The sequence below is a fragment of the Vibrio ordalii ATCC 33509 genome, from assembly GCA_000257205.1.
GTDB classification, from domain to species: Bacteria; Pseudomonadota; Gammaproteobacteria; order Enterobacterales; family Vibrionaceae; genus Vibrio; species Vibrio ordalii.
This window is the reverse complement of record AEZC01000006.1, coordinates 1-8,939: the sequence shown is the minus strand read 5'-3', so window position 1 is coordinate 8,939 and position 8,939 is coordinate 1. Positions and strand designations below refer to the sequence as shown.

9 protein-coding genes are annotated in these 8,939 nt (G+C 44.5%); 4 read left to right on the top strand and 5 right to left on the bottom strand.

All coding sequences use genetic code 11. From position 1 onward, the window contains the following. Nucleotides 1–273: trypsin-like serine protease (locus VOR_RS0100270; RefSeq protein ID WP_286118294.1), on the bottom strand; the 273-nt coding region annotated here is incomplete at its 3' end. A gap of 480 nt (nucleotides 274–753) precedes the next feature. Here VOR_RS0100270 and VOR_RS0100265 point away from each other — a divergent pair. From VOR_RS0100265 to VOR_RS0100255, 3 genes are all read left to right on the top strand, one after another. After that, nucleotides 754–3,228 carry a sensor domain-containing phosphodiesterase gene (locus VOR_RS0100265; RefSeq protein ID WP_010316946.1) on the top strand — a complete coding sequence of 825 codons (2,475 nt, stop codon included), beginning with the start codon at nucleotides 754–756 and terminating at the stop codon, nucleotides 3,226–3,228. Nucleotides 3,229–3,311: 83 nt separating this feature from the next. Continuing rightward, entirely contained in the window at nucleotides 3,312–3,992 is a 681-nt protein-coding gene (locus VOR_RS0100260) for an HI_1241 family integral membrane domain (protein WP_010316944.1), read from the top strand. A gap of 69 nt (nucleotides 3,993–4,061) precedes the next feature. Then, on the top strand, nucleotides 4,062–4,262 hold the full coding sequence (locus tag VOR_RS0100255; protein WP_010316942.1) for a DUF4250 domain-containing protein: 201 nt from the start codon (nucleotides 4,062–4,064) through the stop codon (nucleotides 4,260–4,262). Nucleotides 4,263–4,335: 73 nt separating this feature from the next. Here the strand turns inward: VOR_RS0100255 and metR are convergent, their stop codons facing one another. Then, entirely contained in the window at nucleotides 4,336–5,247 is a 912-nt protein-coding gene (gene metR / locus VOR_RS16455; protein ID WP_010316937.1) for an HTH-type transcriptional regulator MetR, read from the bottom strand. Nucleotides 5,248–5,558: 311 nt separating this feature from the next. On the opposite strand from metR, the gene metE reads away from it, so the two are divergent. Continuing rightward, entirely contained in the window at nucleotides 5,559–7,853 is a 2,295-nt protein-coding gene (gene metE / locus VOR_RS0100245; protein WP_010316934.1) for a 5-methyltetrahydropteroyltriglutamate--homocysteine S-methyltransferase, read from the top strand. Between the two features lie 85 nt (nucleotides 7,854–7,938). Here metE and VOR_RS0100240 read toward each other — a convergent pair whose 3' ends face one another. The 3 genes from VOR_RS0100240 to VOR_RS0100230 form a co-directional block, all read right to left on the bottom strand. Then, nucleotides 7,939–8,328, bottom strand: coding sequence for a GspS/AspS pilotin family protein (locus VOR_RS0100240; RefSeq protein WP_010316932.1), 390 nt, complete (start codon nucleotides 8,326–8,328; stop codon nucleotides 7,939–7,941). Between the two features lies 1 nt (nucleotide 8,329). Next, on the bottom strand, nucleotides 8,330–8,626 hold the full coding sequence (locus VOR_RS0100235; protein WP_010316930.1) for a YciI family protein: 297 nt from the start codon (nucleotides 8,624–8,626) through the stop codon (nucleotides 8,330–8,332). An 89-nt stretch (nucleotides 8,627–8,715) separates the two neighbouring features. Continuing rightward, on the bottom strand, nucleotides 8,716–8,939 hold a 224-nt coding region (locus VOR_RS0100230), incomplete at its 5' end, for a hotdog domain-containing protein (protein ID WP_010316927.1).

The following is an 8,939-nucleotide window of genomic DNA, read 5'->3' as shown; positions in this document are numbered from 1 at the left end:
ATAGTCAGCATGAGTTTCATCATCATAAGCTTCGTGATAATAGATTTGTTTGACTTTTACCCGACGCGTGGAATTAGTATCTAAGTCATATGCTCCAACCGTCACTTGAATATCTTCTGCGTTGAGCGGGTTTTTTCCTGCTACGCAGTGAGCGGCTGTAAGCACATACTTACCACCCAAGTAGCTACCACCACAAAAGCTGCCAGTGTCTTCCCCACGGTGCAGAGCAACCATAAAGGGAAACTCATGTGCTACTGTAGGTGCGCCATTAATGATTCTAGTTGATATCCCGGATTCCGTTCCGGAAGCACTGAACTGAAAAGATGTAAAGAGAAGCGCTCCTAGCGCAACTGAAAAAAGGGGGTTGTTCTTGAGTACCTCGGATTAGTTTTTCCAGCACCTCTTGGGCGTGGAATTGGTACCATATAGGGGTTAATTAATCTCGTCAATCAGTAATAATTATCATATCGACAAGATATATTAATCAAATAAGGCAAGTTAATGTATTTCAGTCGCTTATAAAATGAACGTGTTGGTTGTTTTGTGTTCATTATTTTCTTTCGATTACGATAGTTCTAGGCTACTCCTTTTGAGGTGTATTGATGTTCGGCATTTTTTATATGGCTTGTCTGGCCTAAAATAATAAATAAGCAACTGCATTTACATCATTAGTGCTAACTCACGACTTGCGATTAAGTTTTACTCTATGCTGTAAAGGTCAATAGTAAATAATTTGAATAAGTTGGGATGAATATGACACAGGTAAATTCTCAAGAGCTACGAGAAAAGGCAGTGTTTCGAGAACCGCCAGTGGCTCGATATGATGCGATTGATTGGTCGTTTAACCTGACGACTTCCGAGTTTATTTGCGATTTAAAAGCGCCGAATACCTTGCTTGATTCCAGTGTTTCGATAGCCAATATTCAAGAACTCTTGCTTTATATGACGCCGAGCAAAGCTGCAGAGATGAAGCGCTGCTTCAAGTATGTGATTGAAAGTGGCAAAAGCCATGCCTTAAATTGCAACCTTGTTATTTTGGATCAGGCGTTAACTTATGTGGAGATTTTTATCGAGCGTACCTCTCTCACGCAGTTGCAAGGTACGATTCGACCGCTGCTCAAACTGGAATCATTGCAAGAGGTGGCCAAGCTTTTTGAAGGAGTGTTTGAGAATACACATCATGGTTTGATCCTAACCGACGATCAAACGCGGATTTTGGCCTGTAACCACTATTTTGAGCAGCATTCAGGTTTCAAACAAAATGAGTTACTTGGGTTACAAGCCAATATATTTAATGCAGGCAAGCATTCCAAAGAGTTTTTCCAATCGATGTGGCATGACATCAACACTAAAGATCATTGGAGCGGTGTCATTCTCAATAGGCGGGCATCTGGGCTGGTCGCACCACAAGAATTAACTATCCAAAAAATCGCACTGCAAGATGGCCGAGTGTTCTTTGTTGGGATGACGCTTGATTTAGCCGATAATCTTCATCGGGTCGCTGATACTGCGCTTGGTGACATCGATCTTTTAACTCAACTGTTCACTGAACAAAAATTTAAAACCCTACTTAATACCTACTGCACGGAACATTCACAAGATCGAACACATATAGTACTCGCTTTTCAGCCTAATTTTGAATCTGAGCGGCATCACACCGCAACCTTGATGCTCTCTAGCTTTTTAGCACGTAGTAAAGAAGCAAAGTTGGTGGGCTATGCGGGCAAAGATATCTATTTAGTGAGCTTGAGTTGTTCTGAGTGTAAAAAAAACACCGATTTTAACCTTATTCAGCATGCGATCCGCCGCTTTATGAAAGAGTTAAAGAACGAATCCAGCTCACACCTTGCTGTCATTAATGGCCGAATTGGTGTGTCTGTTTTAGGGTTCGATGCAAAAACACCAGCTCGGATGGTGACGCATGCGATGCAAGCAATGCTTGAGCAGCATGCAGGAGAAGCGCGTAACATCAGTTTCTATCACAGTGAAATACACCAGCAGGTTAAGCGCAGGAAAAATTTGGAAGAGCTAGTCACCAAAGCAATTGCTGAGAAAGATTTAGAGATACACTACCAACCGATAGTTGATACTAAAACATGGAACATTGCAAAATTTGAAGCGTTATGCCGTTTTAAGCCTGTGCCCAGTTTACCTTTTACCACGCAAGAAATGATTAATATAGCGGAAGAGTTAGATTTGATTGCCGATCTTGATCGTTGTGTCAGTATTTTGTCTTTGCAAGATTTACCCAAGATAAAAACCTTGTTTGGCCAAGGTGTTGGGGTAACAATCAACCGCTCTTTCAATACCAAAATGGATGCGACGCAGATTTTAGCCAATACCATGGAGATCATTGATCGCTACACGGATACGCCTCAGTCAGTCACCATTGAGCTAACCGAAAGCGCCTATTTTGATAGCCAATCTCATCAGGTTGATGCCCTCAATGCTCTTCGATCGCGTGGCGTAACGGTTGCAATTGATGATTTTGGTACGGGTTATTCCTCTTTTACCTACCTCAGCGATTGCAATTTTGATTATTTAAAAATAGATCGCGAGTTTGTCACGGATATTCAGGTCAACAGCAATAAATACAGTATTGTTAAAATGATCACTGAGCTGTCGCACACACTCGGCGTGAAAGTGGTTGCTGAAGGGGTGGAAACGGAGCATGAGGTTTGGGTGCTTAAGTCATTAGGTATTGATTACATGCAGGGCTATATTTTTTCAAAACCCCGGCCTTTGAAAGAGTTAATCCATGCAAAGGAGTATCACAGCCGTTTTGCGTATTCACGACCAAAAGCGGAACCAGAGCAACAACCCAACTGCTTATTCAACTTGTTTAAACGAGGGAAACCTCATTTGGATCCTAGCGATCCGCTTTCTCTCGTTCATCAATATTTTAAAGCAACTAAAGTTGATTCGTTACCTGTGGTGAACCAAGGTGCGTGTGTCGGCATCGTTGATATTGCTTCACTCAATTTACATCTTACACCGAACATGGGGACCGATCTTGAAACCACGCGTGAAGCGGCCGTATGGCGTAAGCCCGTCAATCAGATCATGAAGTTTCATTTCACTCAGCTTGACGCGTACACCGAGCTAAATCAAGTGGTGAATTTGATCGAAAAAGGACATGATTTTCCATGGGTACTGGTCGATAACAGTCGTTACAAAGGCTTATTGACTCAAGGAGACGTGCTGAGGTACTTGGCCGAAAGTCGGTAACCTTCTCTGGGCATTCGCGCTTACTCTTTGCTATTATTCTTTGCTATTATCGCGCCCAGATGTTTCCAGATGATGTTTCGATTATGATTCAAACCTTACTTTCTGTTTTTTCACCCATGCTGCTCGGTGCGCAAATGCTACTGACACTAATATTGGTCAAAGGAGATATTTGCCCTGGGCAACGTGGTCGTATTCATCGCGTATTGCCAGCCATTGGTGTGCTTTGGTTGGCTGTGGCTTCACTGAAAATTGAAGCCTTTTTGGTTGTATTTTCCATCTTCTATTTCTATTCACAAGTTCAAACCAAGAAAACTCGAGATCAAGGCCCGTTATGGGCACTGTATTTAGCGAATGGTCTTGCCTTGTCTTATGTCGCGATTCAGATATCAGAGCAGGGCCACTGGCCAGCTTCTATCGCCATGTTGCTGTTGGTCGGTTTGTTGGGCGCGAGTTTCTCGCACCTTCTACTAACGATAGCGCGCTCGCGTTTACAAGCTTTCCATCGAGTTCTACCCGTTGTGGGTATTCTCTGCTCGATGGGGATCGCTTTATGCGTTGTGCCGCACGCGTACGGGTTAGATGACGAAACGTTGGCTCAAGCAACATTGCCGTTGCTAACGACATTCGGTTTCATGATTGCAGGTATTATCGTGTGGTGCTGGCATATCCTGTTTGCCAAAAGCGCTGAGAAAATTCAATTAACGGCAGCCTTGTTATTGATCTTGGCAGCCAGTATTTGTTTTCAAGGTTTGTTTAATCTCTAGACCTGGGTCACTCTTTAGTGCGAATTTTACCGCTAGTCTTTAGTGGTCTCTTTGCTATAGGAGTGAGCCATGGATTTGAGTAACGTCAGCCGTTTTGATAGCAATATATTACTTGGCATCGTCAATGAGAAGCTACGCTTAGAGTGTGACAGCTTCGAAGAGCTTGCCAGTATGTATGAAATGGATAGAGAAAATGTAGTCGGTAAGCTGGATGTTTTAGGCTACCAATACGACCCACTGACCAACCAATTTAAAGCGAACCAACGCTAGTGCTAAGCAGCGTGCAGTGACAGTTAACCAACCGCACTGTCATTCAAATAGCCATGTCGACACGACGAATAGTTTAAGCCATCTTGATCCCGTCAAGGTGGCTTTTGCATTGTTGGCGCGCGGTGGCAAAAAAAGCTTGTAAATAGTGACGATCTTTTTCGCTGTGGCGTGTTGCGGCAAATAGTCGACGCCATAAACCTTTCCCAAGTGGCTTACTGGTAATTAGCCCCTGCCTAGAGAACTCGCTGATGGCCCAATTTGGCAGTGCTGCCACACCTAATCCAGCAGAGACCATTTGTACTAGCATCAAAGTGTTGTCGGCTTGTTTCCACTTCGCGGGTTCAACACTAGCAGGTTGTAGAAAGTGTTTCACCACATCCAAACGCTGCTTTTGTACGGGGTAAGTGAGCATCGTTTGTGAGGCGAGATCCTCTGGTTCAATCACCGATTTTCCCGCAAGTGGGTGAGTTGTAGAGGTGATAAGGCGCATTTCAAAATCAAAGAGTGGTTCGTAATGTACCTCTGAGCGAGGCAAAATATCGGAAGTGATGACCAAATCAAGTTCGCCAGCCAGCAATGCGGGTAAAGGTTCAAAGCCAAAGCCGGACGAAAAATCTAACGTCACACTTGGCCAAGCAAGCTGATATTCGCGCAGCGCTGGCATCAACCATTGAAAGCAAGAGTGGCATTCAATCGCCATGTGTAAGCGCCCATTGACATCTTCTTTCAAACTGGCTAAATCATTTTCAGCTCTGGCCAGCTTTGGCAGGATCTCGTCAGCCAGTTTCAGTAGGATCTCTCCTTCTGAGGTAAATTTTACTGGGCGAGTTTTGCGTAGAAACAGTGGCCCGCCAATGCGTATTTCGAGATCTTTAATCTGATGTGAAAGGGACGATTGCGTCAAATGGAGCGCGGTAGCTGTTGAGGTGAGTGAGCCGCTGTCCCTTAAAGAAACTAAAGTCTTCAGATGCTTAAGTTCAATCATTGCCATTATTTTCCTTCATTCCTTTGAGAGAACGGTGGTTGATACCAATATCGTGGGTCGCATCAACACGGTGATCATTCTGCTGTTCTGAGCTAAGTTACGCTTTTAATATGGAGCTGTAAACATCTAGACGTCTATTTATCTTGATGTTAATTAAAGCTCTCTTCGATCAACATGAATTTTTTTAATAAACAAGTTGAATAATTGCACCTTGTCTGTGGGTCAGTTTAGATGGATAGTCTAGCCATCCAGACATCTTTATCTCATGCAGTAAAGAATCAGACACGATCAACAGCAAAAGGACTAGGGACATGACAACGACGACTCACATCTTAGGTTATCCACGTATTGGTGAAAAACGCGAACTGAAATTTGCGTTAGAAAAATATTGGCGTGGCGAAAGCGATCAAGCGCAGTTACTGCAAGTGGGGCATGATATTCGTCAGAAAAACTGGGCTGAGCAGCAACAAGCGGGTCTGAGTTTTTCAACCGTAGGCGATTTCGCTTGGTACGATCACGTACTCACAACCACATTGCTCCTTGGACACGTTCCTAAACGTCATAAAAACGGCTTTCCTGATTTAGATACACTCTTTCGCGTTGGACGCGGTCAATCACAAGCGGGTTGCGGCTGTAGCGGAAGTGCCGCTTCTGATATGACTAAATGGTTTAATACCAATTATCACTACCTTGTGCCGGAGTTCAGCCAAGACGATACGTTCGAAGTCAGCTGGCCTCAACTGTTTGAGGAAGTCAATGAAGCGTCGAAAGCAGGCCACCAAGTTAAGCCTGTACTGCTTGGCCCGCTGAGCTACCTCTACTTGGGTAAAGAGGTCGAAGAGGGATTTGATCGCCTGACCTTACTGCCTCGTTTATTGACCGCTTATCAAGCAATTTTAGCTAAGCTTGCTAAACAAGGAGTGGAATGGGTACAAATCGATGAGCCTATTTTAGCGTTAGAGCTAGAACCAAAGTGGCAAGATGCATTTAAGTTGGCTTATCAAGTGATCGCTGGTGATGTAAAACTGTTACTCACTACTTATTTTGATTCGGTGCTTGATACGCTCGATAAAATCATTGAGCTACCAGTGAATGGATTGCACATCGATCTCTCCGCTTCTGCCGATCAATTGAACGCGGTACTAGAGAAATTGCCAAAAAATTGGGTACTTTCGGCAGGTGTGGTCAATGGACGCAATGTGTGGCGCGCCGATCTTGCGACGTTATTGGCTCGTTTACAGCCAGTGAAGCAGCAATTGGGGGATCGTCTGTGGATTGCGAGTTCGTGTTCACTGCTGCATAGCCCGGTTGATTTAGATCTTGAGCAGCAGCTCAGTGATGAAGTACAAAGTTGGTTTGCATTTGCCAAACAAAAAGTGACAGAAGTTGCTTTACTTGGTAAGGCACTGGACGGTGATGACTCGGCGATTCTGGCCTGTGAAACTTATAGCCAACCGATACTTGCACGTAAAACGGCAACTCACGTTAATAAACCGCATGTACAGGCGAGAGTCAACAGCATAACGGCGGCACTCTCTGAGCGCAGTGCACCTTATTCAGAGCGCGCTCATCACCAAGCTGAAGTGTTAGGGTTGCCATTTTTGCCAACGACAACCATAGGCTCATTCCCTCAAACGAGTGAGATCCGTCATCAGCGCAGTGCTTACCGTCAAGGTAAACTGGCGCACGCTGATTATATCAATGCATTGAAAGGGCATATTGCCGATGCAGTAAAACGTCAAGAGGCACTTGATCTCGACGTGTTAGTGCACGGTGAAGCTGAGCGTAATGACATGGTGGAGTACTTTGCTGAAAACTTAGCCGGTTTCCAGACTACGCAATTTGGCTGGGTGCAAAGTTACGGCTCACGCTGCGTAAAACCGGCTATCGTGGTGGCCGATATTGAACGTGAAAAACCGATTACGGTGGAGTGGTCTACTTATGCTCAATCATTGTCTGCGAAGCAAATGAAAGGAATGTTGACTGGGCCTGTAACGATTTTATGCTGGACGTTTCCTCGTGAAGATGTTTCTCGTCAAACCATCACTCAGCAGTTGGCTTTTGCTTTGCGTGATGAAGTGGCAGACCTGCAGCAAGCGGGCATTAACATCATCCAAATTGATGAACCTGCGATTCGTGAAGGGTTGCCATTGAAGAAGCGTGACCATCAAGCATATCTGGGGTGGGCAGTTGAGGCATTTAAAATTGCGGCGGCGAGTGCGAAACCCGAAACGCAGATCCACACTCACATGTGTTACAGCGAATTTAATGAAATCATTGACTCAGTAGCGGCACTGGATGCCGATGTGATTACGATTGAAACTTCTCGCTCGAATATGGAACTGCTCAAAGCGTTTGAAGAGTTTAACTACCCGAATGAAATTGGCCCAGGTGTGTACGATATTCACTCGCCAAACATTCCCTCTCAAGAGTGGATTGAAGGTTTGTTGCGTAAAGCGGCGGAAAAAATTCCAGCCGAGAGATTATGGGTTAATCCTGATTGCGGCTTAAAAACGCGCAATTGGAATGAAGTGGAGACAGCACTGACCAACTTGGTGTCAGCAGCTAAAACGCTGCGCAAAGAGCTTAGACCACAAAGAGTGTAAGAAAAATAAATCGCTATAGAGGCCTCATTTGAGGCCTCTATTTTTTGCCAGGCAAATAGTTGGTGATCTGGTGATGAGCGGGTGGCTATTGCACAGTACAGGTTTCTTTGTTGATCAACTGGTCCACGACTAATTGGCCGCGAGTATTACGCATTTTGATACGATAAGTCAGCCCAAAATCGATGTTGGCGCGAGTGATGTCATCAGAACAGTAGGAATTAATGCTGGTTTTTAATACTTGATCAATCGGTTTTGCTCCTTTTTGATCCACATTGTAAATCATCATAATTTCAACGGTACTTCCCTTTGAACTTGCACGCATGACTGAAAGAGGCCCGAATTCTAGGGGTAATTCAGCACTGATAACTTTGGCGCGGTTACTGGCAAGGGCTTCTAAATATTTTTGCTGATCACCGTTCGAACTACAGCCTACAGCAAGAAGGGTCGCGAATACGGCACAGAGAATGACTTTCATCTTAAAACACTTTCTTAAAGGGTTTAACAATAACATGCTGATAAACACCGGCAGCAATATAAGGATCGGCATCCGCCCATGCTTGAGCTTGTCTTAACGAATCAAACTCAGCGATGACTGTTGACCCTGTAAACCCGGCTTCTGCTGGATTCTCCGAATCAATGGCTGGCATTGGCCCTGCGGTTAATAGACGACCTTCATCTTGCAAGGTTTGTAAGCGCTCTAAATGTTGTGGCCGGACACTCATGCGTTTTTCCAACGAGTTTTCTACGTCTTGAGAGAAAATAACGTACCACATATTGATATCCTTATTGTTTGGTATGAAGTCGAAGCCTTACTGTACTGAAACTGGCGCGTATTGAAAGCAATCAAACTGAATTTCTGTGATCAGTTGCTAGGCTTAATCGGTCGAGGGCGGCCATCGGTATCAATGGCGACATAATTGAAGGTGGCTTCACATACTTTGAAACGAGCCCCCACGCTGTCGTATTTGATGGGTTTTACCCATACTTCAAGATTAACGGACATTGAAGTGCGGCCAATCTTAGTACATTCACCATAACAACACACTACATCGCCAACCTTGACGGGTTTTTTAAACGTAATGCTAG

Excerpts from the sequence above, each read along its gene's own strand:
- VOR_RS0100265 (WP_010316946.1), top strand. The coding sequence starts at position 754 with ATGACACAGGTAAATTCTCAAGAGCTACGAGAAAAGGCAGTGTTTCGA.
- VOR_RS0100260 (WP_010316944.1), top strand. The coding sequence starts at position 3,312 with ATGATTCAAACCTTACTTTCTGTTTTTTCACCCATGCTGCTCGGTGCG.
- VOR_RS0100255 (WP_010316942.1), top strand. The coding sequence starts at position 4,062 with ATGGATTTGAGTAACGTCAGCCGTTTTGATAGCAATATATTACTTGGC.
- metR (WP_010316937.1), bottom strand. The coding sequence starts at position 5,247 with ATGATTGAACTTAAGCATCTGAAGACTTTAGTTTCTTTAAGGGACAGC.
- metE (WP_010316934.1), top strand. The coding sequence starts at position 5,559 with ATGACAACGACGACTCACATCTTAGGTTATCCACGTATTGGTGAAAAA.
- VOR_RS0100240 (WP_010316932.1), bottom strand. The coding sequence starts at position 8,328 with ATGAAAGTCATTCTCTGTGCCGTATTCGCGACCCTTCTTGCTGTAGGC.
- VOR_RS0100235 (WP_010316930.1), bottom strand. The coding sequence starts at position 8,626 with ATGTGGTACGTTATTTTCTCTCAAGACGTAGAAAACTCGTTGGAAAAA.